Genomic DNA, 24,351 nt, shown 5'->3' on the forward strand with positions numbered 1-24,351 from the left:
GAGTGGATAAGAGTCGGGCGCGCTGTTAGGGAGGAGTGATGGACAATGCAACCGCGACGATCGACCCCAAGGAAGCAGCACACTTCGGCGCCCTGGCCGCCGATTGGTGGGACCCGACGGGCTCATCGGCGATGCTGCACAAGCTCAATCCCGTGCGCCTGGCCTTCATCCGCGACGCGATCGACGCGCATTTCGGCACCGATTCGCGCACGCGCCGGCCGCTTTCCGGCAAGCGCGCGCTCGATGCCGGGTGCGGCGCCGGCCTGCTGTGCGAGCCGCTCGCCCGGCTCGGCGCGGCGGTGACCGGCGTGGATGCCGCGCCACAGAACATCGCGGCGGCCAGGGCCCATGCCGAAGCGATGGGCCTGGACGCCGCGATCACATACCGGCAGGGAGAGTTGGACGGGCTCGGCCTTGGCAGCTTCGACCTGGTCTGCTCGCTCGAAGTGATCGAGCATGTGGCCGACAAGGCGCTGTTCCTGGGTCAGCTGGCCGCCGCGCTGGCACCGGGCGGGCTGATGGTCCTGTCCTGCCCCAACCGCACCTTGCGCTCACGCGCGATGCTGGTCGAGGCCGCCGAGCGGCTCGGCCAGGTTCCGCGCGGGACGCACGACTGGAAGCAGTTCGTCACGCCCGGCGAACTGCGCGAGCTTGCGGCGGGCGCGGGGCTGGCGCTCGGCGAGCCGAGGGGCATCGCCTGGTCGCCGGCGAGCGGCCTGCGCCTCTCCGACGATCTTTCGCTCAACTACATCGTCACCGCGCACAAGGCCTGAGCGGCACGGCCAGCCGCGAGATCGCCGCCCTCGCCTGCGCCTCGCGCTCGTCCCACGAGCCGGCGATGCGCCGGAACGGCACTTCGGCGCGCACCAGCATCTCCTCCGCCAGCGCGGCGAAGCGGGCCCGCTGCGCGGGTTCGCCGAAGAAACGGGTGCCGTCCGGGCGCCAGGGTACGTCGGGGGCGAACAGCAGGTAAAGGTCGGCCTTGGGATATTCCATCAGCACTTGCGGCACTTCGCCGAACAGCATCATCGCCCAGGCCGCCGTCATCAACTGGTCGGTATCGAGCACCAGCAGCGGCGGCCGCATGGCCATCGCCGCGCGGTTCGCCGCCGCCTGGCCCTCCGCTATCGCCAGCAGGTCGCCCCGGCGCAGTTCGGTGCCGTTCCGCTCGCAATAAGTACGTCCGTATTCGGGCACCCAGGCGTGCCCCAGCTTGCGCGCCAACGTCGACTTGCCCGTGCTTTCCGCCCCGTGGAGGCAGACGGTCATCATGCCGGCTGAACAGCGCCTTCCGGCTCCGCCTTCGCCGCGCTGATCCACTCCTTCAGGCCCAGCAGCGACATCACCAGCATGCCGCCATAGAGCCCTGCGGTGGGGTAAAGGCCCCGATTGATGTAGAGCAGGATCGAGGCGATATCGATCGCGATCCACAGCAGCCAGTTCTCGATACGCCGGAAGGCCAGCAGGATCTGCGCCAGAACGCTGGCCCCGGCGATCGCCGAATCGGCGTAAGGCATGACCGCGTCGGTGAAGCGGTTCATGATCCAGCCCAGGTTCAAGCTCACCGCCAGCGTCGCCACGCACCACACCGCGCGGCTCATGGGATCGAGCCAACGCACCGGCACTCGGTTGTCCTCTCCCCCCACCTTGAGCCAAAGCCACCAGCCCCAGGCCTGCGCCAGGAAGAAGAACACCTGCAACCCGGCCTCGGCATAGAGCCGCTCCTCCCAGAACACCAGGATGTAGAGCGCCACCATCGCCATGCCGAACGGATAGTTCCACACGCTGCGCCAGATCAGCAGCGTGATGTTGATGACACCGAATCCCGCCGCGAGCCATTCCAGCGCGGCCAGCATCTGCAGACTCATGTCAATGCCGCCTCCCATTCGGCTTGCTTGAACCCCACCAGCAGCCCGCCGGGATGCTCCACGACCGGCCGCTTGATCGCGCTGGGATTGGCCGCCATGACCGCCACCGCCTTGGCCGCGTCGAGCCCGACCTTGTCTTCCTCGGGCAGCTTCCGGAAGGTCGTGCCCGCCCGGTTGAGCACTGTCTCCCAACCCATCGACGCGACCCAGCCTCCCAGCCTGGCCGGGTCCGCGCCCTTCTTCTTGTAGTCATGGAAGGCATAGTCAATCCCCCGCGCCTCAAGCCACTTGCGCGCTTTCTTGACCGTGTCGCAATTGGGAATGCCGAATACCTCGATCACCACAGTCACCTATGCTTGCATTCTTAATGCTGAATTTGAATAATAATATTCAAATTCGAACCGATCCGGATACCGCGATACACCGCTGTCCATGGATTGTGGATGCCGAACAAAGCGGACCATCCCACCCCTCACAATGTGACGGAGGTTTACACGATTTACACCAAATCTCGCCGATCGGAACGTTTGCACCCCTTCCCTTGGTCATCACGAGCGGCCGAAGCCGGTGCGGCAATCCCGGATTTTGGCCAGAATGTTGGCAGGGCGGTTTGGTGCCGCACCGGTGTGGCACGTGGGAAGTCGGACACTGGATCATGCGATGAAAGTACCGCATTGGCATATGTGTAGGAAAGTCCTGTTTGCGGTTATTCCTCGAAAGCGAACGTCCGCAAATCCTCCCCGCCACGGGGAGAAAGCGCCAGGTCACTCGCCTCGGTCCTCCACCGAAAACCGGCGCACGTCGGGCTCGTCGCAGGAATAGACCGTGTAGCTTTCGTAATACTCCGCCCTGCCCCGCCCTTGCACGGCCAGGTGCTCCGGGTTGCGGGCCCAGGCGCGGGCGTGGGCTTCGGTTTCCCATTCGGATATGGTGACCGTCTCGCCGTCCTCGGCCGAAAAGCTCTTGTAGGAAACGAAGCCCGGCTGCGCGGTCGCGAGCGCAGCCATGCGCGCGGCGTCGGCGCGATAGGCTTCTGCCTGCATGTCGGCCCGTTTGCGGCTGCGAAACACGTTCATGTACATCCGCCAGGCAATGCCGCGCGAATCGTGCTTCGACAAGTGCGGGATGAACGGGATGGGGCCAAAAACGCCAGGGTCCGCTCATCGCGCCGGTGTCGAAGGATGGACAAACCGCCCGCTTGGCGACAAAGCGCAGGCCATGAGCGTGAACAGCTTCGGCCGCCTTTTCCGTTTTACCACCTGGGGCGAAAGCCACGGGCCGGCGATCGGCGCCATCGTCGACGGGTGCCCGCCCGGCCTGGCCATCGACGAGGGGATGATCCAGCCCTTCCTCGACGCGCGGCGCCCGGGCCAGTCCAGGTTCACCACCCAGCGCCAGGAGCCGGACCAGGTCCGCATCCTTTCCGGCGTCTTCGAAGGCAGGACCACCGGCACGCCGATCAGCCTCATGATCGAGAACGTGGACCAGCGATCGAAGGACTATTCGGACGTCGCCCGCGCCTATCGCCCTGGCCATGCCGACTATGCCTACGACGCCAAGTACGGCTTTCGCGACTATCGCGGCGGCGGGCGCTCCTCGGCGCGCGAGACCGCCAGCCGGGTGGCGGCGGGCGCGGTGGCGCGGCTGGTCATTCCCGAAGTCTCGATCCTCGCCTATGTCTCCGAGATCGGCGGCGACGCCATCGACATGGCGAACTTCGACGCCGCCCAGATCGGCGCCAACCCGTTCTTCTGTCCCGACGCCGAAGCCGCCGGGCGGTGGGAGCGGATCGTCGACACCGCGCGCAAGGCCGGTTCCTCGGTCGGCGCCGTGGTCGAATGCGTGGCGACCGGCGTGCCCGCCGGCTGGGGCGCCCCGCTCTACGGCAAGCTCGATGCCGACCTTGCGAGCGCGATGATGGGCATCAACGCGGTCAAGGGCGTGGAGATCGGCGACGGCTTCGCCGCCGCGCGCCTGACCGGCGAGCAGAACGCCGACCCGATGCGGCCCGGCGCCGATGGTCCGGAATTCACCGCAAACCACGCCGGCGGCGTGGCCGGGGGCATCTCCACCGGCCAGCCGGTGGTCGTGCGCGCCGCCTTCAAGCCGACCAGCTCGATCCTCACCCCGCAGCCGACGATCACCCGCGAAGGGGAAGCCACCGAACTCTTCACCAAGGGCCGCCACGACCCCTGCGTCGGCATTCGCGGCGTGCCGGTGGTGGAAGCGATGATGGCGCTGGTACTGGCCGATCACAAGCTGCTGCACCGGGGGCAGTGCGGGTAAATACCCGCGGCTCGATCACACGACCCGGTATTGCGCTCCACCGAGTGCCCCTCCGGACAACGGGCGGTTCCGTCAGGCGTAAGGCGGCTTGTGCAGGCCCTTGGGGCTGAGCGTGAAGATTTCGCAGCCGTCCTCGGTGATGCCGATCGAATGTTCGAACTGCGCCGAGAACGACTTGTCGCGAGTCACCGCCGTCCAGCCGTCGCTCAGCAGCTTCACCGGCGGCTTGCCGAGGTTTATCATCGGCTCGATGGTGAAGAACATGCCCGGGCGCAGCAGCGGGCCGGTGCCGGCACGGCCGGCGTGGACCACCTCGGGCGCGTCGTGGAACAGACGCCCCACGCCGTGGCCGCAGAATTCGCGCACGACGCCGTAGCGGTTCGATTCGGCATAGGCCTGGATGGCGGCCCCGATGTCTCCCACGCGGTTGCCGGGCTTGGCCTGCGCGATGCCGATCATCAGGCATTCATGCGTGACGTCGACCAGCCGGCGCGCCTTGAGCGGCACGTCGCCGACAAGGTACATGCGGCTGGAATCGCCGTGCCAGCCGTCCAGCAGCGGGGTGACGTCGATGTTGACGATGTCGCCGTCCTTGAAGGTCTTTTCGGACGGGATGCCGTGGCACACGACATGGTTGATCGAAATGCAGGACGAGTGCGCATAGCCGCGATAGCCGAGCGTGGCCGGCACGGCGCCGCCCTCCAGCGTGAGTTCGCGCACTTTGTCGTCGATCGACGCGGTGGTGACGCCGGGCTGCACCAGCGGCGCGATCTCGTCCAGGATCATGGCGGCCAGGCGCCCGGCCTTGCGCATGCCCTCGAACGCCTGGGGACCATGCAGCTTGATGGTGCCGTCCCGCAGCAGGGTTTCGTTTTCGTGCTCGACGATCTGGTATTCGCTCATCGGCACGAGATAGCACCAGCCGGCGCGAATTGCGAGATCGCGCTGCCAGATGCTGTCTCGCCCGGAAATCCGTGGCGGAAATCCCTGGCGGAAATCCCTGGCGGAAATCCCTGGCCGGGCAATCACTGGGCGACGGAGAAGCTCGCGCGGTACTGGGGCCTCAGCGTGGCCATGATCGCGCCGGTCACCGGCAGCGTCACCTCATAGGTGCCTTCCGCATAGGGGCCCGCCTCGTAGGGGGCGACCAGGATGCCGATGCGATCGAAGGTCCGGCCGTTGGAGGACCCCAGGATCAGCGTCTGCGCCACCGGATCAATGCATTCGCTGAACATCTGCTCGCTGTCCCGCTTGACCGGCTCGCCGCGCCGTTTCGTCCGCTCCTTGTCGAGCGCGTCGCAGAACGAATCGCGGATCGCGCCGCGCAGCGCGTCGGTGCCGGTGAACAGGTCCTGCGGCTTGCGGGCGACCTCTGCACGCCGGTCCCACAGCAGGCTGTCGAAGTTGGACATGCCGTGCGCGCCGCCGGAGTACATGTAGAGATCGGCCGAGAGCGAAAGCCAGCCCGGCAGGTCGGTGACGACCGACCACTTGGCGCCATAACCGTGCGGCCGGTAAGGGAAGCCGTCCTTCTTCGCCGCCGCCTGGTCATCGCGCGCGGAGGAGGCCAGTTCCGAACGGGCGCCGGCGAGCCGCGAATCGAGCATGTCCTTCAGGCCGGGTATCGCGCCGGCGGCGTCGGGATAGGAATAGGTGAACTCGTAAAGGTCGTTCGCGACATCGATCGAGCGTCCGGTGCCCGGCGGCGCCTGGGACGCGGCTTCGCTCGGCGCCCCACTCGCGTCGCTATCGGCGAGCATGGTTTCGGGAACGGCCGTCGCTTCGGCGGGGGCGGAATCGTCGTGCCCGCCCTGGCAACCGCTTGCCAGCAGCAGTACCGCCAAGGCCCATCCGCCGTTTCGCATCACTTTTCCTCTCGCGCATTAGCTCGCCGCAAGGCTAGAGAACCTCACCATGAGCGACAAGAACGCATTGATCCAGCCTGATCGCGGCCAGAAGGCCATTGCCATCCACCTCGTCGACAAGGACGGGCTGGAAACCTTCCGCAAGGGCCTGTCCGCGCCCCAGCGCGCCGCGCTCGACGCCCACAAGTTCGTCGCCGACGGCTATCAGTACGCCGTCATGCCCGATGGCGAAGGCTGGGCCGTCGCGGCGGGCGTGGCGAATGTCGCCGATCTTTCAAGCTGGTGCATGGCCAAGCTGGCGGAGAAGCTGCCCGCCGGCACTTACCGCCGGATCAGCGGCGAGCCGGGGCCGGCCATGCTGGGCTGGATCACCGGCCAGTATCGCTTCGACCGCTACCTCTCCGATCCGGACGCGGAAGGCGCGCGCGTGCTGCTGACCGGCGAACCGGCCTCGATCGGCGCGGTGACGGCCGAGGCCGAGGCGGTCATGCTCGTGCGCGATCTCGTCAACACCCCCGCCGAGGACATGGGCCCCACCCAGATCGAGGCCGAGGCGGAAAACCTGCACAAGGCCTTCCGCGCCGAGATACGCGTGACGCGCGGCGACTTGCTGGAGCGCGAATTCCCGATGGTCCACGCGGTCGGCCGCGCTGCCGCCCGTTCCCACGCGCCGCGCATGATCGAGCTGGAGTGGGGCGATCCCGGGCATCCCAGGATCGCCGTGGTCGGCAAGGGCGTCTGCTTCGATTCGGGCGGGCTCGACATCAAGCCTTCCTCGGGCATGCTGCTGATGAAGAAGGACATGGGCGGGGCCGCCCACGCCCTCGCGCTGGCCCGGCTCATCATGCAGGCCCGGCTGCCGGTGCGGCTGCACGTACTCGTCCCGGCAGTGGAGAACGCGGTCTCGGGCAACAGCTTCCGCCCCGGTGACGTGCTGCGGAGCCGTGCGGGCATCTCGGTGGAGATCGGCAATACCGATGCCGAGGGCCGCCTGATCCTGGGCGACGCGCTCGCCCGCGCCGGCGAGAGCGAGCCCGCGTTCATCATCGACTTCGCGACCCTGACCGGCGCCGCGCGCGTCGCGGTCGGTCCCGACCTGCCCGCGCTGTTCACCCGCGAGGACGCCACCGCCGAGGCGCTGCTGGCGGCGGGCAAAGCCTGCGATGATCCCTGCTGGCGCCTGCCGCTCCACGAAGGCTACCGCGAATACCTCAAGTCCGAGGTGGCCGATATCAACAACGCCGGCTCCAGCGGCTTCGCCGGAGCAAGCACGGCGGCGCTGTTCCTGGACAGGTTCGTGCCCAAGGGCATCGACTGGGCCCACCTCGATACTTTCGCCTGGCGCCCCGCCGCCAAGCCGGGCCGGCCCAAGGGCGGCGACGCCCTTGGCCTGCGCGCGGCCTGGCACATGCTGAGACAGCGGTATGGCTGACCTTGCGAACCGGCCATGACCCAGCTAAGCGCGCCCATCTTTGCCTTTGGAGACGCATCCACGTTGGTCGCCGATGATTCCTATATCCGCCCGCCCCGGCTCGACGGCATGCTTGCCATGACCGGGCCGAGCGTGAAGGCGGATCCCGGCTGCCTTCCGGTGCGCGGCGACCTGGCGCACATCAAGCTCGCCGGGCTTTACTTCGTGCCGCATTACGCGGTGCCGATGCCCCATGCGATCAAGGCGGGCGCGGTCCTGCGCGTCGCCGCGCGCGGCGACGGCGAGGCGATCATGGACCTGCCCGAAGGCGATACCTTCAACGTGCTCGACATCGCCGGCGCCTGGACCTGGGGCCAGCTCGGCGAGGACGGCCCGGTCGGCTATGTCGCGCTGGGCCAGCTTGAGGCCCTGGCCTGATGGCTTTCAGCGTCTTCATCGACGGCGCCGCCGGCACCACCGGGCTCGAAATCGCCGAGCGGCTGGCCGGGCGGACCGAATTCGAACTCGTCATTCTCGATGAGGAGCGCCGCAAGGACGACACCGCCCGCGCCGAGGCGCTGAACCAGGCGGACTTCGTGATCCTGTGCCTGCCGGACGATGCCGCCAAAGCAGCCGTGGCGATGATCCGCAACGATCGCACGCGGATGATCGACGCCTCTTCCGCGCACCGCGTGGCGCCCGGCTGGACTTACGGCTTTCCCGAAGTGATCGGCCGCCAAGCCGTGGCTTCGGCCCGCTTCGTCAGCAATCCCGGCTGCTATCCCACCGGCTTCATCGCCCTCACCGCGCCGCTGGTGCGCGCCGGGCTGCTGCCGGCCGACTGGCCCTATGTCTGCCACGCGGTCTCGGGCTATTCGGGCGGCGGCAAGGCGCTGATCGCCCGTTTCGAGGCCGATCGCGACATCGCCTTTCGCGCCTATGGCCTGGCGCTGGGCCACAAGCACGTGCCTGAGATGCAGGCGCACGTCGGCCTCGCGCATGCCCCGCTGTTCGCCCCGGCCGTGGTGCCCGCCCATCGCGGCATGCTGGTCGAGGTGCCGCTGCACCTCTCGGCCATGCCCGGTGCCGGCACGCCCGACACGCTGCGCGCCGCGCTCGCCGAATTCTACGCCGGCAGCCCGGTCGTGAAGGTCGAGGCGGATGCGCCCGACGAACTGCTGCTGCGCGTCTCCATGGAACCGACCGACACCCTGACCTTGCGCGTGCTCGGCGCCGCGGACGGCAGCCAGGCCCGCCTCGTCGCCCTGCTCGACAACCTCGGCAAAGGCGCGAGCGGCGCGGCCGTGCAGAACCTCAACCTGATGGCCGGCCTCGACGAGACGGCGGGACTGCGACTCTAGAGGCTGGTCGCCCGATATACCGCCCTGCACAATTTCCAGGCACGCTTTGCCCGAATCTTGAACAGAACTTGCCCGAACGCGGCTCCGGACTTCCCACAGGCTGCTTACCAGGCTTGGTAAATCGTGCGATTCCGGTCTTTTCGCGACTGCACACATGCCCTACCACTAGGCCTACCGCATTGGCACGATTCTTGATGAGAGTCGCGCGCGAGGCATCTGGTTCCCGGACCGGAAAACCTCTTCGGAAATGTCCGGGGGCAAGTGCAGGGGTCTAGGCAGGCGTGAAAAAGATCGAAGCCATCATCAAGCCTTTCAAACTCGACGAAGTGAAGGAAGCGCTCCACGAAGTGGGCGTGTCCGGCATCACCGTTACCGAAGCCAAGGGGTTCGGCCGCCAGAAGGGCCATACCGAACTCTATCGCGGCGCCGAATACGTCGTGGACTTCCTGCCCAAGGTGAAACTCGAAGTCGTCGTGCCCGATGCCCTGGCCGACCGCGTGGTGGAGGCGATCGCCGATGCCGCGCAGACCGGCCGCATCGGCGACGGCAAGATCTTCGTCGTGCCCGTCGAAACGGCCGTGCGGATCCGCACCGGCGAACGCGACGACGACGCTCTTTGAATTCCGGCACGTGCCGGAAGGAAATCGCCCGGCCCCCGCGCCGGATCGGGAACGAGCCGGCAGGGGGGCCGGAAAGTTCTCACTTACGCAATACCCCTAGCCTCTTTCGGGATCGGAAGAGCATCACTGGAGAACCACGCTAATGGCTAGTGCAAAGGACGTCCTCAAGAAGATCAAGGACGAGGAAATCGAATGGGTTGACCTGCGCTTCACCGACCCCAAGGGCAAGTGGCATCACCTGACGATGTGCTCGGTCGTGATCGGCGAGGACGAGCTCGAGGACGGTCTGATGTTCGACGGTTCCTCGATCGAGGGCTGGAAGGCCATCAACGAATCGGACATGATCCTCAAGCCCGATCTCGACGCGGTCTACACTGATCCGTTTTCGGCCACGCCGATGCTGATCGTCGTGTGCGACATCGTCGAACCTTCGACCGGCGAACTCTACGCCCGTGACCCGCGTTCGACCGCCAAGCGCGCCGAGGCCTTCGTCAAGTCGGCCGGTTTCGGCGACACCGTCTATGTCGGTCCCGAAGCCGAGTTCTTCATGTTCGACGACGTGAAGTTCTACGACGGATACGACGGCAACGGCTTCAAGATCGACGACATCGAGCTGCCGACCAACACCGACAAGTCCTATGACACCGGCAATCTGGGCCACCGTCCGCGCGCCAAGGGCGGCTATTTCCCGGTCGCGCCGGTCGATCCCTGCACCGACATCCGCGGCGAGATGGTCTCCACCATGCTCGAAATGGGCCTGCCCTGCGACAAGCACCACCACGAAGTGGCGGCCGCTCAGCACGAGCTGGGCCTGACCTTCGGCACGCTGGTCACCACCGCCGATCGCATGCAGATCTACAAGTACGTCGTGATGATGGTCGCCCAGGCCTATGGCAAGACCGCGACCTTCATGCCCAAGCCGATCATGAAGGACAACGGATCGGGCATGCACACGCATATCTCGGTCTGGAGCGAAGGCCAGAACACCTTCGCCGGCAACGGCTATGCGGGCCTGTCCGAGACCTGCCTCTACTTCATCGGCGGCGTCATCAAGCACGCCAAGGCCCTCAACGCCTTCACCAACCCGACCACCAACAGCTACAAGCGCCTGGTGCCGGGCTACGAGGCGCCGGTGCTGCTGGCCTATTCGGCCCGCAACCGTTCAGCCTCCTGCCGTATTCCCTACGGTGCCGGCACCAAGGCCAAGCGCGTCGAATTCCGTTTCCCCGACGCGATGGCCAACCCCTACCTGTGCTACGCCTCGCTGCTCATGGCGGGCCTCGACGGGGTCAAGAACAAGATCCATCCGGGCGAAGCGATGGACAAGAACCTCTACGATCTGCCCCCGGCCGAACTGGCCGAAGTGCCGACCGTCTGCGGTTCGCTGCGCGAAGCGCTGGACAGCCTCGCCGCCGACCACGCCTTCCTGCTTGAGGGCGGCGTGTTCACCGAGGACCAGATCGAAGCCTACCTCGAACTCAAGTGGCCCGAAGTGCTGCGCTGGGAAACCACGCCGTCGGCCGTCGAGTTCGACATGTACTACAGCGCCTGATCCAAACACGATCGGGCGGCGACCAGTTCGCCGAGGGAGGGCGTCCGGAGCAATCCGGACGCCCTTTTCCGTTGCCGGCGAACACGCTTTCCTACATCGCCGCGATCATGGTATGAACTCTTCCTCCACGCCCCGAAGTAACGGCGGGATCGGTCGCATGATTGTTTCTATGTGAACGGATGCGAGAGGAAGTCCTGCCATGAACAAGAAGCCGATCTTCGATGCTGTCCGCGAAATGCTGGACCGTAGTTTCACCCAGGCCGAAGTCATCGCGCTGGACCAGGCCATAGATCTCGCCGCCGCATCGCTGCCGGCGAACACCGCACCGGCGCCCGGCCCCACATCCGCAACGACACCCTCGCCCGCACCCCCGCCTACGCCGACACCGACGCCCACACCGGGGCCAACGCCCACCGGCTGGAAACTGGGCGCGGCGGGAACCAAGCTCATCCAGAAATGGGAAGGCTGCGAGAAGCGCCGCGCCGATGGCCAGTTCGATGCCTATCCCGATCCCGGCAGCGCCGACGGCAAGCCCTGGACGATCGGATGGGGATCGACCGGGCCCGACGTGAAGAAAGGCGTGATCTGGACCCAGGCCCAGTGCGACGCGCGCTTCGACCAGGACATGCTCAAGTACGTGAAGCAGGTGGTCGACGTGCTCGGCAACGCGCCGACCACGCAGAACCAGTTCGATGCGCTGGTCTCATTCCACTACAACACCGGCGCGATCGGCACGGCAACGCTGACGAAACTGCACAAGCTGGGCAAGTTCGCCGAGGCCCAGAACGAATTCGGCAAGTGGATCTACAACAACCACAAGCCGATGAACGGCCTCAAGGCCCGCCGCGCGGACGAAGCGAAACTGTACGGGACGGGGTGAGCGAAAAGTTCAGCGAGCGCTTCCCGATCCGTGCAAGGCGGCGTTCGATAGGGCGAGTTCAGGTCGTCCGACGGCGTCCCACACACGATAGGGCGGCTGCGACCGCGAACCCGCCGAGGCTCAGCAGCAGCGCGGCCAGACTTATCCAGGCCGCCACGTACTGCTTGCTTGGCCATATATGGCCGAACGGACGGTATTGGCTAAATGCCTGGGATTCCCTTCGCTGCGCCGCAGTGAATTCATCGCCGGGATGGCAACTGTTCTCGGTCGGAAAGACATAGCATACCGGATTCTTGAGGTTGAGCAGTCCGCCTTTCACATCGTGCACCGGCCCGGCCCCCAGACGCCCCTGTCGGAACATTTCCATCCGATAGCCGAACATGGGTTCGTAGCAGGGGTAATCACTGATCCCGTCCACCAAGGCATCGTTGCGACTCGATCTATTCGGCTGCAGTCGGCCATCAACCAGCCAGGGATCCCCGATTCGCACGATCGGCGGCACCCCGCCGCCTGCGGCGACATGCGTATGAGCCGCTATCAGCGGGGCCGGATCATAAACCTGGTCAGCATAATAGCTCATGTCTGTTCCCGCAGCCTGCGTAATCGTCAGCAGCATCGCACCGCTCACCCACATTGAGCGCCGCGCAGGATCGGGCACGAGATAATCGATCAACAACGCGACCAGGACGCATAAAAGCGGTACATAGACGAACCAGAAGCGTAGCATCACCGACATCATCTTCAGGATGGGAAGGTGCAACACCAACCAGCGCAGCCCCAATGCATCCCAGTTGAGCAGGATCGGGATCGCGAGCAGCAGCACGATAGCAAGCACCAGCGGCCAGCGGCCCCCAGTAAAAGGCCGGATCAACTCGCCCCGTCGTGCCGCCACCCTCAATCCCACGGCCAGCACCACCAGCGGCACGATACCGACGCCGTATTCGAACTCCACCCGATCGAGCACCAACCTTTCGGACGGCAGCCAAGCCAGCACCTGCGGCACGAACAGCGACATGCCCGCCGCGCCGAGCAAGTCGAACAAGTTGCCGGTCATGCGCAAGCTCACCGGCCGCGTGACATTGCCGGCGAATGCGAGCGCCGGTAACAGCTTGTAAGCGCACATGGCCACACATAGCATTACCGCGATACCCACCAACGGGACGATTCCGGCGTGCCAACGTCCGCCATGCGCCACTAACAGGGCCAACACCGTCAGTGCCAGCATCATCGGCAGGATCGTGTTGGTCCCCCCACTATAAAACAGGTAGGCCAGCAACAACGCCGCCGAGAAGCAGCGCGCGGCAACTTCCGCATAGCGGCGCTTAGGCACGACGCCTTCGAGCGGGCGGGCAAATAGCAGCAACGCGATCAGCGGCAGCAGCATCACCCCGTGAAACGTGATGTGCCCGATAATCATCCGAGTCGTATAGAAGCCATTCAGCAGGAAAATCGTCGCGCTCAACAGCGCGGCAACTCTCGATACCCCGAACACACGCCGCACGAGAGCGTACATCCCTACAGCACCCACCAGCCCGAAGGTCACCCAAGACAGGATCAGGCTAGCCATCGGCGGCATCACCGCCATCAACGCCTGGGGCAGCGACCAGAATACTGACTGTGGATTGAACAGGAACGGCACGCCGCCACAGAACGATGGCAGATATTCAGGTGGAACCAGCGGCCCATTGACCGATTGCCAGAAATATCCGCCGATCAGCCACGGCAGAAACAGACCATAGTCATAGCCCAGCCCACCGTTATGGTTCGGGAAGAAACGTGCGATATTGCAGACGAACAGCACGATCGCGCCAAGCGCGATGATCCACGGCCCCTTCCGCAAGATGCCCCTCCGCCTATCCGTCATACGCGGCAAACATCGTGCCTGCTGCGATATTCCGCCCCGACGCTGGGCCGGCCCCCGCCCTCACCGCTTGGCGATGGAGAGCACGCCGTCCTTGCAGCCGGCTTTGCCGAGTTCATCCTGGCTGCGGGGACTGGCCGCGGCGGCGGCGATCAGGCGGTCCTGCTCGGCGGCGCTGATGCGCTCCCAGCCCGCGCGGCCCAGCTTTTCCATCGGGCGGTAGCGCACTTTGTACTGCATGCGCGGCGAGCCTTCGACCCAGTAGCCGAGATACACGTAGGCCAGGCCGATCTCCTGGGAACGGCGGATGTGGTCCAGGATGATATAGTTGCCCAGCCCCTGCCGCGCCGTGTGATGCGGATCATAAAAGCTGTAGATCATCGACAACCCGTCGCATTGCCGGTCGGTGAGGCAGGCGCCGACGAGCCGGCCCGGGGTGACGCCGTCGGCCGAAGGTTCGCGGTATTCGATGACGTAGCTGGTGACCGGCGTATGCTCGACCATGTCGGCGAAGTCGACCTCGTCCATCGAAGTCATCCCGCCTTCGGGGTGGCGTACCGAGAGATAGCGCTGCAGCAGGTCGAACTGCTCGCTGGTCGACCACGGACGGCACACGGTGGCGATGAGGTCCGAATTGGCCTTGAGCGTGCGCTTCTGCGTGCCCGAGGCCGCGAATTCCCCCGCCACCACGCGCACCGAGACGCAGGCGTTGCAATCGAGGCAGGACGGCCGGTAGGCCACGGTCTGGCTGCGCCGAAAGCCGATGCGGCCGAGGGCATCGTTGAGCGAGTCCGCGTGCGGCCCCTTGAGTTCGGTGAACACCTTGCGTTCGTTACGGCCCGGCAGGTACGGACACGGCGCGGGACTGGTCACGAAGAAGCGGGGAAAGCGAACCGGAGCCGTCACGGGGCTGTAACTTCCTCTTACGTTGCGACAGGCAAGCACTGCGTGGAAATGCGAATATGCATGCCCGGACCGAACCTTGAAAGCGTTTTAACTACAGAATCCGAACAACCCGTGGTGAAATGGCGCCGCCGTGGCCGCAACCGGCTGCCAGCGTGCCAATTCGGGGCGACCCCGCCAGCCAACCTTGCGCCGGACGCCGTCTATTCCGTCTCGACCTGCTTCACTTCATAGCCCTCGCGGCGCAAGGCGGCAACGAGGGCGTCGAGCTGTTCCTTGTCGCGCGCCTCACACTCGATCTCGGTGACGAGGCCCTTGGCGGGCAAGTGCGTGAAGATGCGCTGGTGGAACACCTCGATGATGTTGACGTTGTGCTCGTGGAACACCTTGGCGACCTTGAACAGCGCGCCGGCGCGGTCCTGCAAGCCGATCCGCAGGCGCGCGAGACGGCCCGAACGCGCAAGGTCACGCAGCAGCACGTTGGCAAGCAGGCGCGTATCGATGTTGCCGCCCGACAGGACCACGCCCACCTTGCGTCCGGCGAACAGCTCGCGGTTGTCCATCACCGCGGCAAGGCCAGTGGCGCCCGCGCCTTCGACCAGGGTCTTTTCGATCTGCAGCAGCAGCGCCAGCGTGCTTTCGATCTTCGGCTCGCTGACCAGCAGGAAATCGTCGAGCAGTTCGCGCAGCACTTTCGACGTGAACAGGCCCGGCGCGAACACCGCGATGCCTTCCGCCAGGGTATCCCCGCCGATCGGCAGGTTGGTGCCCTTGAGCAGGTTGTACATCGAGGGATAGAGCTGCGCCTCGACGCCGACCAGCTTGATCGCCGGGTTCACGGCCCGCGCCAGCGTGCCCATGCCCGAGGCCAGGCCGCCGCCGCCGATCGGCAGCACCAGCGTATCGAGATCGGGCACGTCCTGCAGCATCTCGAGCGCGACGGTGCCCTGGCCGGCGGCGACATGCGGATCGTCGAAAGGGTGGATGAAGGTCAGCCCAAGCTCGGTCTCGAGCTTGCGCGCATGGGCATAGGCCTCGTCGAAGCTCTCCCCCTCGAGCACCACCTTGCCGCCCACGCTCTCGGTCTGCATCACTTTCACCAGCGGCGTGGTGCGCGGCATGACGATGGTCACCGGCACGCCCAGCCGGGTGCCGTGATACGACAGACCCTGGGCGTGGTTGCCGGCCGAAGCGGCGATCACGCCGCGCGCCTTGCGGGTCTCGTCCAGCAGCAGCAGCGCGTTGAGCGCGCCGCGTTCCTTGTAGGCGGCGGTGAACTGCAGATTCTCGAACTTCAGCCAGATCTCGGCGCCGGCCATGGCGCTCAACGTGGAGCTGCGCATCGTCGGCGTGCGCACCACCTTGCCCGCAATGCGTTCCGCCGCCGCATGGACGTCGGCGGCGGTAAGGGCGGCGTTTCCGGTCCCTGGAGCGATCTTGAGCACTGGCTGTTCCATGGTGGCCGCGCCTAACGGAAACCGTGCCGAATTGAAAGCAAACTCCGGTCCGCCACGAAACCTACCCGGTTTGCTTTCCCGCAAAACCCGCTAGAAGTTCCCTCATGAACGAGAGCACAAGTGAACGTCGCCGGGTGTCCTTCCTTGGCCTTGGCGTGATGGGCGGTGCGATCGCACGGCACATCGCGCAGGCCGGCCATGAACTGACGATCTACAACCGTTCGCCCGAGCGCTCCAGGAAATGGGATGAGGACAATCCCGGGCTCGCGCACCGTATCGCCGCCAATCCCGCCCACGCGGCACAGGACGCGGATGTCGTCATCACATGCGTGGGCAATGACGACGATCTGGCCGAAGTCGTGCTCGGCCCCAACGGGGTGTTCCGCATGCTCCGCAAGGGCGGCGTGTTCATCGATCACACCACCGTATCGGCCCGGATCGCCCGGCAGATCTCGGTCGAGGCGCGCGATTTGCAGATCCACTGCGTCGACGCGCCGATGACCGGTTCGCAGATCGGTGCGGAGAAAGGCACGCTGACGCTGATGTGCGGCGGCCGCAACGAAGCGATCGAGGCCGCGCGGCCGGTGATGGAAGCCTATTCCAGCCGCATCGTCCACGTCGGCAAGTCCGGGTCGGGCCAGATCGCCAAGATGGCCTGCCAGATCTGCATCGCCGGCAATATCGCCGCCCTGGCCGAAGCGGTGCGCTTCGCGCAGGCCTCCCACCTGGACATGGCCAAAGTCTACGAGGCGATCTCCGGCGGCGCCGCGCAGTCCTGGCAGATGGACAACCGCTGGCATTCGATGGACGAGGATCGCTTCGACTTCGGCTTCGCGATCGACTGGATGCGCAAGGACCTGGGCCTCAGCCTGGAGGAAGGACGCGGCCTTGGCGTCTCGCTGCCGGTCGCCGCGCTGATCGACCAGTTCTTCGCCGAAATCCAGGCCATGGGCGGCGGCCGGCTCGATACCAGCGCGATCATCAAGCGGCTGCCGAAGAAGGGCAAGAAGTGAAGCATATCGCAGCGGCGGCGCTCGCGCTGCTTATCGCCGCACCGGCCCGGGCCGATGTGCTGGTCGACAATGTCGAGGGCATCACGCCGGACGGCAAGGGCGGCATCGAGCATTTCGAGGGTTTCCTGATCGGCCCCGACGGCCGGGTCCTGAACCTCTACCGCCACGGCGACAAGCGGCCGAAGAAAGTCCAGTACCAGGTCGACGGCAAGGGCCGCGTGGTGGTGCCCGGCATGATCGACGCGCACGGCCACGTCATGGCGACCGGCTTCGCCCGGATGACGCTGGACCTTTCGGCCACCCGTTCGCTGGACGAGGCGCTCTCGCGGGTCGCCGCTTGGACCGCCGCACATCCGGACGCGCCATGGATCCTGGGATCGGGCTGGAACCAGGTCCAGTGGGGGCTCGACCGCATGCCCACCGCCGCCGAGCTCGACCGCGTGACCGGCGGCAAGCCGGCCTGGCTCTCCCGCGTCGACGGCCATGCCGGCTGGGCCAACTCCGCCGCCCTGGCCGCCGCCGACCTAACCGCCGCGACGCCCGATCCGGCCGGCGGCGAAATCCTGCGCCTGGCGGGCAGCAAGACACCGGCGGGCGTGCTGGTCGACGCCGCCACAGCGCTCGTCGAAGCAAAGCTGCCCAGGCCCCGCCCCGAGGACCGCGACACCGCCGTGGGCGAGGCCCAGCTGGCATTGCTGGCGCAAGGCGTCACCGCCATCGCCGACATGGGCACCTCGATCGAGGACTGGCAAGCCTTCCGGCGCGCGGCCGACCTCGGCCGGCTGCGCATCCGCATCGTCGCCTACGCCGCCGGCATCGACGACATGGGCCTGATCGGCGGGCCCGGCCCCAGCCCCTGGCTCTATGACGATCGGCTCAAGATGAACGGGCTCAAGCTTGTCCTCGATGGAGCGCTCGGCTCACGCGGGGCCTGGCTCAAGGCGCCTTATGCCGACGATCCGCAAGCCATCGGCCTGCCCCAGATGAACCAGACCCAGCTCGGCAACCTGATGAGCCGCGCGGCGATCGACAATTTCCAGGTCGCCGTCCACGCCATCGGCGATCAAGCCAACAAGACCGTGCTCGACGCCATCGACGAGCTTTCGGCGACCTACAAGGGAGACCGGCGCTGGCGGATCGAGCACGCGCAAGTTGTCGATCCGGCGGACATTCCCCGCTTCGGCCAGCACGGCGTGATCGCCTCGATGCAGCCGCAGCACCAAGCTTCGGACCGGCTCATGGCCGAAGCGCGGCTAGGGCCGAACCGATTGGCCGGCGCCTACGCCTGGAAGTCGATCGCGGCGGCCGGAGCCCCCCTCGCCTTCGGTTCGGACACCCCGGTCGAGCCGGCCCATCCGTTCGAGGGGCTGGCGGTGGCGATCACCCGGCAAGGCGCGGACGGGCAGCCCCCGTCCGGCTGGCAACCGCAGGAAATCGTCAGCCGCGAAGCCGCGCTGAATGCCTATACCGCCGGCGCGGCTTACGCGATGTTCGCCGAAGACCGCCTCGGCCGCATCGCCAAGGGCTACCGCGCCGACTTCCTGTTCGTCGACACCGACCCGATGCAGGCGCCGCCCGGCCAGGTTCGCGCGACGAAAGTGCTGGAAACCTGGATCGGCGGCCAACTCGCCTGGTCCTCGGCGAAGGACCGGGTGATCCCGGAGAAGAAGGACGACAAGGGGCGGTAAACAGGGATTCGCGCGAAACGGAACGGGTTCAATGGAGAGCCGCCCGTTCGATCGTCAGTTGATAAGCACGCAGAGACGCGGAGACGCAGAGAAGATGGCTCCGCGCCGCAGGCGTTTCCCCCGCTTCCTGGTCGCGGCAAACACACCGTCAGGCAAGCGAGCGGGCTTCGCCCAAAGCACAACCTCCTCTGCGCCTCTGCGTAAATTTCCTCATCTTGCGCCTTCGCGCGAACCCTTCCCTCCGCCTGGCAACGACGAAGGAAACGAGTCTCGACCCACGAGACCGGAATCAGGCCGGAGGCGCCTGCTCCGCCACGCCCTCGGCAAGGGTTTCCTCCGTCACCTTCGCGCGCGCGTCGCGGCGCTCGGTGAACCACATCACCAGCAGCGTGCCTTCGAACAGCATCAGCAGCGGGATCGCCAGCAGCAGCTGGGAAACCACGTCGGGCGGCGTCGCGACGGCGGCGATGATGAAGATGGCGACGATCGCATAGCGCCGTGCGCCGGTAATCTGGGCGCGGGTGAGGATGCCGGCACGGTTGAGCAGCATCAGCAGCACCGGCAGCAGGAAGCTGATGCCGAAGGCCAGGATGAACTGCATGACCAGCGCCAGATAGTCGCCCGTCCCCGGCAGCGCTTCCAGCTTGAGGCCGCCCTTGTCGCCCTGGAAACCAAGGAAGAAATGGAAGGCCGTGGGCATGACCACGTAGTAGGCCAGCGCCGCGCCCATCGTGAACAGGACCGGCGTCGCGACGAGGAAAGGCAGGAACGCCTTCTTCTCCTTGGCATAGAGCCCCGGGGCGACGAAAGCCCAGATCTGGTTGGCGATCACGGGAAAGCTGACGAAGAACGCCGCGAACAGCGCCACCTTCACTTCGACGAAGAACGCCTCGTAGAGCTTGGTGTAGATCAGCTTGCCCTGCCCGGCCGGAAAGGCCTGGGTCAGTGGGCGGACCAGGAAGGCAAAGATGTTGGCGGAGAAATAGAAGCACACCGCGAAGGCCACCGCAAAGGCCGCGAAAGCGCGCAGCAGCCGGGTGCGCAGCTCGACCAGATGGTCGAGCAGCGGGGCCTGGGTCTCGTCTATGTCGGTGATGCGGAAAGCCATGGCGGGGCGGTTCAAGGTGGCGGCGGAAGGTGCGACGGCGCGGGCCGCGTTTCCTCGCCCGGTTCGTGAGCGCCCGTTTCGTCAGCCGCTTCCGCCTCGGGCGCGGGGCGCGGCGGCTCGATGGCGGAGGTCGAGGATTGCGGCGGCTGCATCTCCTCCGCGGTGGGAAGCTGCGGCGCGGCCTTCATGATCGCCTCGTTCTGCTCGCGCCACTTGCGCTCCATCTCCTCCAGCTCGGCCTCGCGCACCATGGCGTCGATACCGGCGCGGAAATGGTTGGAGACCTTGCGCATCTTGCCGATCCACCGCCCGGCCGTGCGCATCGCCATCGGCATGTCCTTGGGGCCGATGACGACGACCGCCACGATGACGATCATCAGCAGTTCTGATGCACCGACGTCAAACACCGGCCCGCAGCGCCCTCAAGCTCGCGAGGCTCAGGCCTGCTCGTTCTTCTGTTCGCTCGCGGCGGGGCTGGCATCGCCCGACTGCGAGGAAATCTGCGCGGGGGGCTGCGTCGAGGACTTCTTCTCGTCCTCGTTCATGCCTTCCTTGAAGCTCTTGATGCCTTTGCCGAAGTCGCCCATGATTTCCGAAACGCGGCCGCGTCCGAACAGCACAAGCACGATCACCAGGACGATCAGCCAGTGCCAGATCGAGAAGCTACCCATAATCTCAACTCCAATGCGTCACGGCCGAGTCAGGCCGCCACGCCTTCTCATCTAGGCGCTTTGTCCCGAACTTGCCACCCCGTCATCGTTCTGACCGGGCGCCGTCGCATCACCGTCATGATCGCTCCCGAGGGCGGCTTCGATCATGTCGTCGTCCACCGGATCGAGCAGGCCGGCGGCGCGCAGATCGTCGATGCCGGGCAGCTCCTTGAGCGACTTGAGGCCGAAGTGGGCCAGGAACTCCGGAGTCGTCGCATATATCACCGGGCGGCCGGGTACTTCGCGGCGGCCGGCGACGCGCACCCAGCCCGCTTCCATCAGCACGTCGAGCGTGCCCTTGGCGGTCTGGACGCCCCGGATCGCCTCGATCTCCGCGCGGCTGACCGGCTCGTGGTAGGCGACGATGGCGAGCACTTCGGTGGCCGCGCGCGAGAGGCGGCGCGGCTCCTCCCGCTCGCGGCGCAGCAGATGGGCAAGGTCCGGCGCGGTCTCGAAATGCCAGCGCCTGCCGCGCTCGACGAGGCGCACGCCCCGCCCCGCATAGTGCCGCTGCAATTCGTCGAGCGCGGCGCGCACCTCCGCCTGGCCGAGGTGCGCCGAAATCGCCTCGATCGTCATCGGCTGCCCGGCGGCGAACAGCGTGGCCTCCACCGCGCGGACGAGATCGTCGGGCGCGCCGGCTTCACTGGACATTATCGCCGAACCGCCTTCAGCCGCAGCGGTCCGAAGGTCTCCTCCTGCGCCAGTTCCGCCCGGCCGGTACGCGCCAATTCCAGCGCCGCCACGAAGCTGGAGGCCAGCGCGGAGCGGCGCAGTTGCGGATTGGCCCAGGCCTCGCTCGCGTGCGGCAGGAAATCCCGCAGGTCCATCCAGTCGATGGCGACGCCGAGCATCGAGGACACCCGCTGGATCGCGCTGTCCAGCGTCATCACCATGCGTTCGCGCACCATGTGGACCACCGGTTCGGCGCGGATCTTCACGTCGCCATAGGCACGGATCAGGTCGAACCACTCGCACTGCCAGCGGTTGCGGCGATCGACGCGCAGGCCTTCCGGCGCGCCGCGCGCGAAGACGTCGCGCCCCAGTCGATCGCGCCCCATCAGCCGCGCCGCCGCCTCGCGCATGGCGCCCAGGCGCTGGAGGCGCAGTTGCAGGCGCAGCGCCAGTTCCTCGGGGCTCGGGTCCTCCTGCTCGTCCTTGGGCAGCAGCAGCGCGGACTTGAGGTAGGCAAGCCAGGCGGCCATCACTAGGTAGTCCGCCGCCAGTTCCAGCCGCAGCGCCTCGGCCTGCTCGATATAAGTCAGGTACTGGTCGACCAGTTCCAGGATCGAAATCCGGCGCAAGTCCACCTTCTGCCGCCGCGCAAGGTCCAGCAGCAGGTCAAGCGGGCCTTCCCAGCCGTCGATCTCCAGGTAGAGCGCTTCGGTGCGCGTTTCGGCCGTGGCCGCGCCGTCCCATGCGATCTCGGCCGCGCCGAGCGGTTCGGGGGCGATGTCCGGCGGCAGGTCCACGGCTTAGCCCACGCCCAACGCCAGCAACGCATCGCGCCGGGCGACGAGTTCGGCCTGGTCGCCCCCCCGGTGCGCCGGGTCGATCGAGGCGAGGACCCGCTCCAGCCGTCCGGCAGCGTCTTCGCGCATGGTCGGCACGGCCTTCGCGATGCCGATCATGTCGTCCATCCTGGCCCAGCAGTTGAGCGCGATGTCGCAGCCCGCCGCGATCGCCCGTTCGGCGCGCTCGGGCACGGTGCCCGAAAGCGCCTCCATGTCGAGGTCGTCGGTCAGCAGCAGCCCGGTGAAACCGATGCGCCGGCGGATCACCTCGCCCACCACGAAAGGTGAAAGCGTGCCGGGCCGATCGGCGTCCCAGGCGGTATAGCGCACATGCGCGGTCATCCCCACCGGGGTGTCGGCAAGCGCGCGGAACGGCTGGAGATCGAGCTCCAGTTCCGCCTCGGAGGCATCGACGGTGGGCAGTTCCCTGTGGCTGTCGGCCATGGCGCGGCCGTGGCCCGGCATGTGCTTGATGCAGCCGACCACCCCGGCGCGCGCCAGCCCCGCCAGCACCGCCCGGCCCAGCGCCGCGACGCGCATCGGCTCGGAGCCGAGCGCACGATCGCCGATCACGTCATGCGCGCCGGGCCGGCGCACGTCGAGCGAGGGATGGCAGTCGGCGGTGATCCCCACTTCGGCAAGGTCCAGCCCCAGCGCCTCGGCATTGGCGCGCGCCGCCTCGATCGCGGAGGCCGGAGCGATATCGTAGAGCCGGTCGAACGCGTCGCCCGGCGGATAGGCAGCCCAGACCGGCGGCTTCATCCGCGCGACCCGGCCGCCTTCCTGGTCGATGCAGACGAACAGGCGGTCCCGCCCATGGATCGCCTTCAGGCCATCGACCAGGGCCCGCAACTGCTCGCGGCTTGCGACGTTGCGGCCGAACAGGATGTAGCCCGCCGGATCGGCATCGCGAAAGAAGGCACGCTCCTCGTCGGTCAGGGTCAGCCCGGAAAGGCCGAAAATCGCGGGTATCATCGCGATTTCGTCGCAGAAACGCGTGGGTTCCGCAAGGCAGCGACGACGAGAGGTGTGGATGACCTCCGCAAGCAGGCGCGCCGTATCGAGAACGGTTGAGAGTTGAAATCCTAGAGATTTGGCGCTAGATAGTGCTTACCAAACGACATTGGCTTTCGCCTTTGGACGACCCCTCGCCACGGCAATGGTGGGGGGTCAATCGTTTGGGGGACGCGCGGCAACGCGCCCCCCTCCCGTTGGCCTATTTGCGGGTTGCCACCTCAACCACCTTCAAAATAAGGGTGGCAAAGGCAAACAACGCCGCAAGGAAAAGGCACAAGTCACCAAACGACATTGGTCTTTCTCCCTTTGGGTCGACGGCAACAGTGCCGCCACCCACGCCCTTAGGCCGCTTTGAGGGAGATTTGAATCGCTCGGACTTGACAATGTTTGATAAAGCTCACTTCCGCGCGCCTGTTAGTCGACATGAACGGCGCTGCGAACAGCCCCATGTCCCTCAATCCTTCACCTGGCAGCTCAGCCCCGCGCCCTTCATCCCGCCGCACAGCGTCCGCGCCGCCGCGAGATCGCCGGCGACGGCCTGGAGACGATAGACGGTGCCGATGTCGGCCTGGCCCTGCACCACGCGGTGCGACACGCCCGACAGCGCCGAATACTGCGTCTTGAGCGCGTTCCAGCCGGCCTCGGCCGCTTCCTTCGAGGTATAGGCGCCGACCTGCACGCCGACACCGCCCGAGGACACGGGAGTGGCCGAAGACACGGGACTGGCCGAAACCTTGGGGTCGGGCCTTGTGATGACGCCGTCGAAACCCGGCTTGACCGCTTCGTCCTTGCCGTCGATCTGCGGCGGGCGGCTCTGCCCCTCCGCCACCGCGAAGCTGGTGTCGCCCGTCCCGGCGACGACTTCGCCGCCCGGGTTCTGCGGCCTGGTCTTGTAGGGTTCCTTGGGCGCCGTGACCACACCGCCATCGGCCACGAGCTGCTCATCCGGCTTGCCGCGCATCGCCCAGAACAGGCCGCCGACGATCACACCGATCGCGACCAGGCCCAGCAGGACCAGCAGCATGCCCTGGCCGACGCCGGAACCGCCCTGATCCTCGTACTCATCCTCATCGCCCTCCAGCCAGGGCAGGCGGGTGTCGTCGTCGCCGAGTTCGAGCTGCGGCGGCTGTTCGAAGCCGGTATCGCCCCCGAACGGCTCGGTCGCGCCGGCTTGGCCGCCGTTCTCCAGCGAGGCATCCGCCTCGGGGGCTTCGCGGCCCGTGTCAGAGATCGCCAT

At 66.6% G+C, this 24,351-nt stretch carries 26 protein-coding genes; 10 read left to right on the forward strand and 16 right to left on the reverse strand.

Annotation, left to right across the window (positions count from 1 at the left end; translation table 11 throughout):
* The first annotated feature begins 38 nt into the window (after positions 1 to 38).
* A complete protein-coding gene (ubiG, locus tag BM052_RS00815; RefSeq protein ID WP_091142099.1) occupies positions 39 to 773 on the forward strand; it encodes a bifunctional 2-polyprenyl-6-hydroxyphenol methylase/3-demethylubiquinol 3-O-methyltransferase UbiG in 735 nt (244 codons plus the stop codon).
* Here the strand turns inward: ubiG and BM052_RS00820 are convergent.
* From BM052_RS00820 to BM052_RS00835, 4 genes are all read right to left on the reverse strand, one after another.
* The gene (locus BM052_RS00820; RefSeq protein WP_091142101.1) at positions 754 to 1,272 is read right to left on the reverse strand and encodes an AAA family ATPase; all 519 of its coding nucleotides are present in this window, start codon (positions 1,270 to 1,272) and stop codon (positions 754 to 756) included. The two genes, ubiG and BM052_RS00820, sit on opposite strands and share 20 nt — an antisense overlap.
* The gene (gene pnuC, locus BM052_RS00825) at positions 1,269 to 1,868 is read right to left on the reverse strand and encodes a nicotinamide riboside transporter PnuC (protein WP_091142103.1); all 600 of its coding nucleotides are present in this window, start codon (positions 1,866 to 1,868) and stop codon (positions 1,269 to 1,271) included. Before pnuC ends, BM052_RS00820 begins: the two co-directional genes overlap by 4 nt.
* Positions 1,865 to 2,212 (reverse strand): arsenate reductase, encoded by a 348-nt coding sequence (locus BM052_RS00830; RefSeq protein WP_091142105.1) that lies wholly within the window; start codon positions 2,210 to 2,212, stop codon positions 1,865 to 1,867. Before BM052_RS00830 ends, pnuC begins: the two co-directional genes overlap by 4 nt.
* Before the next feature lie 420 nt (positions 2,213 to 2,632).
* Positions 2,633 to 2,944 (reverse strand): antibiotic biosynthesis monooxygenase family protein, encoded by a 312-nt coding sequence (locus tag BM052_RS00835; protein WP_369821484.1) that lies wholly within the window; start codon positions 2,942 to 2,944, stop codon positions 2,633 to 2,635.
* A gap of 142 nt (positions 2,945 to 3,086) precedes the next feature.
* On the opposite strand from BM052_RS00835, the gene aroC reads away from it, so the two are divergent.
* A complete protein-coding gene (gene aroC / locus BM052_RS00840) occupies positions 3,087 to 4,154 on the forward strand; it encodes a chorismate synthase (protein WP_091142108.1) in 1,068 nt (355 codons plus the stop codon).
* Positions 4,155 to 4,226: 72 nt separating this feature from the next.
* Here aroC and map read toward each other — a convergent pair whose 3' ends face one another.
* Together map and BM052_RS00850 are read right to left on the reverse strand one after the other, a co-directional pair.
* Positions 4,227 to 5,057 carry a type I methionyl aminopeptidase gene (map, locus tag BM052_RS00845; RefSeq protein ID WP_091142111.1) on the reverse strand — a complete coding sequence of 277 codons (831 nt, stop codon included), beginning with the start codon at positions 5,055 to 5,057 and terminating at the stop codon, positions 4,227 to 4,229.
* Positions 5,058 to 5,179: 122 nt separating this feature from the next.
* Positions 5,180 to 6,019, reverse strand: a complete 840-nt coding sequence (locus tag BM052_RS00850; RefSeq protein WP_091142112.1) for a DUF3298 and DUF4163 domain-containing protein — start codon at positions 6,017 to 6,019, stop codon at positions 5,180 to 5,182.
* A gap of 49 nt (positions 6,020 to 6,068) precedes the next feature.
* On the opposite strand from BM052_RS00850, the gene BM052_RS00855 reads away from it, so the two are divergent.
* The 6 genes from BM052_RS00855 to BM052_RS00880 all read left to right on the forward strand — a co-directional run bounded on the left by BM052_RS00855 (position 6,069) and on the right by BM052_RS00880 (position 11,843).
* A complete protein-coding gene (locus BM052_RS00855) occupies positions 6,069 to 7,451 on the forward strand; it encodes a leucyl aminopeptidase family protein (RefSeq protein WP_091142115.1) in 1,383 nt (460 codons plus the stop codon).
* Positions 7,452 to 7,466: 15 nt separating this feature from the next.
* Complete coding sequence (locus BM052_RS00860) at positions 7,467 to 7,868, forward strand: SH3 domain-containing protein (protein ID WP_255405872.1); 402 nt, start codon at positions 7,467 to 7,469, stop codon at positions 7,866 to 7,868.
* A complete protein-coding gene (gene argC / locus BM052_RS00865) occupies positions 7,868 to 8,791 on the forward strand; it encodes an N-acetyl-gamma-glutamyl-phosphate reductase (RefSeq protein ID WP_091142118.1) in 924 nt (307 codons plus the stop codon). The genes BM052_RS00860 and argC overlap by 1 nt, the downstream gene beginning before the upstream one ends.
* A 281-nt stretch (positions 8,792 to 9,072) precedes the next feature.
* Positions 9,073 to 9,411 (forward strand): P-II family nitrogen regulator, encoded by a 339-nt coding sequence (locus tag BM052_RS00870; protein WP_007685114.1) that lies wholly within the window; start codon positions 9,073 to 9,075, stop codon positions 9,409 to 9,411.
* A 142-nt stretch (positions 9,412 to 9,553) separates the two neighbouring features.
* Positions 9,554 to 10,963, forward strand: coding sequence for a type I glutamate--ammonia ligase (gene glnA, locus BM052_RS00875; protein WP_091142119.1), 1,410 nt, complete (start codon positions 9,554 to 9,556; stop codon positions 10,961 to 10,963).
* 199 nt (positions 10,964 to 11,162) lie between these two features.
* Positions 11,163 to 11,843, forward strand: a complete 681-nt coding sequence (locus BM052_RS00880; RefSeq protein ID WP_091142122.1) for a lysozyme — start codon at positions 11,163 to 11,165, stop codon at positions 11,841 to 11,843.
* 58 nt (positions 11,844 to 11,901) lie between these two features.
* On the opposite strand, the gene BM052_RS00885 is transcribed toward BM052_RS00880, so the two are convergent.
* The 3 genes from BM052_RS00885 to BM052_RS00895 all read right to left on the reverse strand — a co-directional run bounded on the left by BM052_RS00885 (position 11,902) and on the right by BM052_RS00895 (position 16,064).
* Positions 11,902 to 13,683: a hypothetical protein gene (locus BM052_RS00885; RefSeq protein ID WP_091142124.1), complete on the reverse strand. Its 1,782-nt coding sequence runs from the start codon at positions 13,681 to 13,683 to the stop codon at positions 11,902 to 11,904.
* 84 nt (positions 13,684 to 13,767) lie between these two features.
* Positions 13,768 to 14,610 carry an arginyltransferase gene (locus tag BM052_RS00890; protein ID WP_091142126.1) on the reverse strand — a complete coding sequence of 281 codons (843 nt, stop codon included), beginning with the start codon at positions 14,608 to 14,610 and terminating at the stop codon, positions 13,768 to 13,770.
* A 200-nt stretch (positions 14,611 to 14,810) separates the two neighbouring features.
* Positions 14,811 to 16,064, reverse strand: a complete 1,254-nt coding sequence (locus BM052_RS00895) for a threonine ammonia-lyase (RefSeq protein ID WP_091142129.1) — start codon at positions 16,062 to 16,064, stop codon at positions 14,811 to 14,813.
* Positions 16,065 to 16,168: 104 nt separating this feature from the next.
* Here BM052_RS00895 and BM052_RS00900 point away from each other — a divergent pair, with 104 nt between their 5' ends.
* Entirely contained in the window at positions 16,169 to 17,077 is a 909-nt protein-coding gene (locus BM052_RS00900; protein WP_091142130.1) for an NAD(P)-dependent oxidoreductase, read from the forward strand.
* The gene (locus BM052_RS00905) at positions 17,074 to 18,765 is read left to right on the forward strand and encodes an amidohydrolase (RefSeq protein ID WP_091142133.1); all 1,692 of its coding nucleotides are present in this window, start codon (positions 17,074 to 17,076) and stop codon (positions 18,763 to 18,765) included. Before BM052_RS00900 ends, BM052_RS00905 begins: the two co-directional genes overlap by 4 nt.
* A 289-nt stretch (positions 18,766 to 19,054) precedes the next feature.
* Here the strand turns inward: BM052_RS00905 and tatC are convergent, their stop codons facing one another.
* The 7 genes from tatC to BM052_RS00940 all read right to left on the reverse strand — a co-directional run bounded on the left by tatC (position 19,055) and on the right by BM052_RS00940 (position 24,351).
* Positions 19,055 to 19,873, reverse strand: coding sequence for a twin-arginine translocase subunit TatC (gene tatC, locus BM052_RS00910; protein WP_091142134.1), 819 nt, complete (start codon positions 19,871 to 19,873; stop codon positions 19,055 to 19,057).
* Positions 19,874 to 19,884: 11 nt separating this feature from the next.
* Positions 19,885 to 20,280 carry a Sec-independent protein translocase protein TatB gene (tatB, locus tag BM052_RS00915; RefSeq protein WP_091142137.1) on the reverse strand — a complete coding sequence of 132 codons (396 nt, stop codon included), beginning with the start codon at positions 20,278 to 20,280 and terminating at the stop codon, positions 19,885 to 19,887.
* Positions 20,281 to 20,310: 30 nt separating this feature from the next.
* Complete coding sequence (locus tag BM052_RS00920; protein ID WP_091142138.1) at positions 20,311 to 20,544, reverse strand: twin-arginine translocase TatA/TatE family subunit; 234 nt, start codon at positions 20,542 to 20,544, stop codon at positions 20,311 to 20,313.
* 51 nt (positions 20,545 to 20,595) lie between these two features.
* Positions 20,596 to 21,237 (reverse strand): SMC-Scp complex subunit ScpB, encoded by a 642-nt coding sequence (scpB, locus tag BM052_RS00925; protein WP_091142140.1) that lies wholly within the window; start codon positions 21,235 to 21,237, stop codon positions 20,596 to 20,598.
* Complete coding sequence (locus BM052_RS00930) at positions 21,237 to 22,055, reverse strand: segregation and condensation protein A (protein WP_091142142.1); 819 nt, start codon at positions 22,053 to 22,055, stop codon at positions 21,237 to 21,239. Before BM052_RS00930 ends, scpB begins: the two co-directional genes overlap by 1 nt.
* 3 nt (positions 22,056 to 22,058) lie before the next feature.
* On the reverse strand, positions 22,059 to 23,072 hold the full coding sequence (gene nagZ, locus BM052_RS00935; protein WP_091142144.1) for a beta-N-acetylhexosaminidase: 1,014 nt from the start codon (positions 23,070 to 23,072) through the stop codon (positions 22,059 to 22,061).
* A 496-nt stretch (positions 23,073 to 23,568) separates the two neighbouring features.
* On the reverse strand, positions 23,569 to 24,351 hold the full coding sequence (locus BM052_RS00940) for an SPOR domain-containing protein (protein ID WP_091142146.1): 783 nt from the start codon (positions 24,349 to 24,351) through the stop codon (positions 23,569 to 23,571).

It is taken from the genome of Novosphingobium sp. CF614 (genome assembly GCF_900113255.1).
Lineage (GTDB): Bacteria > Pseudomonadota > Alphaproteobacteria > Sphingomonadales > Sphingomonadaceae > Novosphingobium.

What these genes read in the sequence shown, in the direction of transcription:
- ubiG (WP_091142099.1), top strand. Translation starts at nt 39, where the DNA reads ATGGACAATGCAACCGCGACGATCGACCCCAAGGAAGCAGCACACTTC.
- BM052_RS00940 (WP_091142146.1), bottom strand. Translation starts at nt 24,351, where the DNA reads ATGGCGATCTCTGACACGGGCCGCGAAGCCCCCGAGGCGGATGCCTCG.
- BM052_RS00880 (WP_091142122.1), top strand. Translation starts at nt 11,163, where the DNA reads ATGAACAAGAAGCCGATCTTCGATGCTGTCCGCGAAATGCTGGACCGT.
- scpB (WP_091142140.1), bottom strand. Translation starts at nt 21,237, where the DNA reads ATGTCCAGTGAAGCCGGCGCGCCCGACGATCTCGTCCGCGCGGTGGAG.
- glnA (WP_091142119.1), top strand. Translation starts at nt 9,554, where the DNA reads ATGGCTAGTGCAAAGGACGTCCTCAAGAAGATCAAGGACGAGGAAATC.
- nagZ (WP_091142144.1), bottom strand. Translation starts at nt 23,072, where the DNA reads ATGATACCCGCGATTTTCGGCCTTTCCGGGCTGACCCTGACCGACGAG.
- BM052_RS00835 (WP_369821484.1), bottom strand. Translation starts at nt 2,944, where the DNA reads ATGAACGTGTTTCGCAGCCGCAAACGGGCCGACATGCAGGCAGAAGCC.
- aroC (WP_091142108.1), top strand. Translation starts at nt 3,087, where the DNA reads ATGAGCGTGAACAGCTTCGGCCGCCTTTTCCGTTTTACCACCTGGGGC.
- BM052_RS00860 (WP_255405872.1), top strand. Translation starts at nt 7,467, where the DNA reads ATGACCCAGCTAAGCGCGCCCATCTTTGCCTTTGGAGACGCATCCACG.
- BM052_RS00855 (WP_091142115.1), top strand. Translation starts at nt 6,069, where the DNA reads ATGAGCGACAAGAACGCATTGATCCAGCCTGATCGCGGCCAGAAGGCC.
- pnuC (WP_091142103.1), bottom strand. Translation starts at nt 1,868, where the DNA reads ATGAGTCTGCAGATGCTGGCCGCGCTGGAATGGCTCGCGGCGGGATTC.
- BM052_RS00895 (WP_091142129.1), bottom strand. Translation starts at nt 16,064, where the DNA reads ATGGAACAGCCAGTGCTCAAGATCGCTCCAGGGACCGGAAACGCCGCC.
- argC (WP_091142118.1), top strand. Translation starts at nt 7,868, where the DNA reads ATGGCTTTCAGCGTCTTCATCGACGGCGCCGCCGGCACCACCGGGCTC.
- map (WP_091142111.1), bottom strand. Translation starts at nt 5,057, where the DNA reads ATGAGCGAATACCAGATCGTCGAGCACGAAAACGAAACCCTGCTGCGG.
- BM052_RS00820 (WP_091142101.1), bottom strand. Translation starts at nt 1,272, where the DNA reads ATGATGACCGTCTGCCTCCACGGGGCGGAAAGCACGGGCAAGTCGACG.
- tatC (WP_091142134.1), bottom strand. Translation starts at nt 19,873, where the DNA reads ATGGCTTTCCGCATCACCGACATAGACGAGACCCAGGCCCCGCTGCTC.
- BM052_RS00900 (WP_091142130.1), top strand. Translation starts at nt 16,169, where the DNA reads ATGAACGAGAGCACAAGTGAACGTCGCCGGGTGTCCTTCCTTGGCCTT.
- BM052_RS00920 (WP_091142138.1), bottom strand. Translation starts at nt 20,544, where the DNA reads ATGGGTAGCTTCTCGATCTGGCACTGGCTGATCGTCCTGGTGATCGTG.
- BM052_RS00850 (WP_091142112.1), bottom strand. Translation starts at nt 6,019, where the DNA reads ATGCGAAACGGCGGATGGGCCTTGGCGGTACTGCTGCTGGCAAGCGGT.